This window comes from Candidatus Cryptobacteroides sp., assembly GCF_056207615.1.
The window spans coordinates 1-1,547 of sequence record NZ_JBAEER010000046.1; the positions used below are offsets into that span (position 1 = coordinate 1).

2 protein-coding genes are annotated in these 1,547 nt (G+C 50.5%); one reads left to right on the plus strand and one right to left on the minus strand.

Translation table 11 applies throughout. The annotated features are described in order from the left end of the window. The coding region (locus tag AC06ND_RS02900; protein WP_475677496.1) for a Clp protease N-terminal domain-containing protein at window positions 1-680 on the minus strand (680 nt) is incomplete at its 3' end. 132 nt (window positions 681-812) lie between these two features. Here AC06ND_RS02900 and AC06ND_RS02905 point away from each other — a divergent pair. After that, the coding region (locus AC06ND_RS02905; protein WP_475677497.1) for a DNA gyrase subunit A at window positions 813-1,547 on the plus strand (735 nt) is incomplete at its 3' end.

The following is a 1,547-nucleotide window of genomic DNA, read 5'->3' on the forward strand; positions in this document are numbered from 1 at the left end:
ATGAGCATGGGATTGTTCTTCCTCCTTCGTCCAAGGATCTGGATCACTCTTGCTATCTCGTCATCCCTTCCGACGACAGGGTCAAGACGTCCTTCCTCTGCAGCCTTCGTGATGTCATATCCGAATTCCTTGAGCGGATCCTCGGCGTTGTCGGATATCGTCGCCTGCTGCTGAGCTTCCTCGTCGCCGCTTTCCTCCTCGTTTCTTGGTTCCTGAGGGGAATTGCTTGCGCTGGGTCTGAGCATGCCGTTTCTTTCGAGGAAACCGAGTATGCGACCGTAATCTACTCCGGTGTCTCTGAGATAGCTCTGGCCGTAGCTTCCTGCGGCTCGTGCGAGGGCAAGTAGAAGATGGACAGGCTCGGCCTGCTCAGACTTTACCCTGCTTGCCTCCAGGACGGTGAGGCTGAGTATGTTATGTGATGCACGGGAGAAGCTGATGTTCTCGAATTCGGAGTATGGGATGTGTTCGTTCGTGAAGATTCTGCTGTCTATGAACTGCTTGAGTTCCTGCAGGTCGACCTCGAGGGATTTCAGTGCGTCGCATGCGTCATTTTCGCCATGACGTAACAGTCCGAGGAGCAGATGATCGGGCCCGATACCGTAACTTCCGGTCCTCATCGCCTCTTCTCTGGCGAAGTTTATGATTATATTGAGACTATCTGATATTTTTATGGTCATATTTTTGCCTTTTCGCCGCTAATTTACATAATTTTTCAGTATCTTTGCAAGCTAGGTAAAACTGCGTTTTGCCCGAATTCGGCCTAAAAACGGCCAAAGAACTGAAATTTGAAGAAAACTGCAAGATAGATTATGGCGAACGAAGAAAACAACGGAAACGGTATGGAACAGGAGTATTCCGGTATCCCTACCGGCCGTATCGAGCAGGTTGAGATAGACCATCAGATGCGCACCGCGTACATCGACTACTCGATGTCCGTGATCGTGGCTCGCGCTCTTCCTGACGTGAGGGATGGTATGAAGCCTGTTCAGAGACGAGTTCTTTTCGGTATGGAGAGGCTCGGACTCGACTATTCGGTACCAACCATGAAGTCTGCCGGTATCGTCGGTGAGGTCATGGGTAAGTACCACCCACATGGTGACTCTAGTATCTATGATACAATGGTCCGCATGGCACAGGACTGGAACCTTCGCTATCCGCTCGTCAAGGGCCAGGGTAACTTCGGTTCCATGGACGGTTATTCTGCAGCGGCCATGCGATATACCGAGGCCAAACTCGAGAAGATTTCCGACGCTGTCCTTGCCGATCTCGACAAGAACACCGTGGACATGGTCAAGAACTTCGACGAGCGTCTCGATGAACCTACCGTACTTCCTACCAAGGTGCCTCTCCTGATGATCAACGGTTCTTCCGGAATCGCTGTCGGTATGGCTACCAACATGGCTCCTCATAACCTTAGAGAGGTTTGCGACGGCATCTGCGCATACATAGATAATAATGAAATTACGATTCCGGAATTGATGCACTATATCAAGGCTCCTGATTTTCCATCTGGTTGCGTGATTTATGGTTATCAAGGCGTTCAG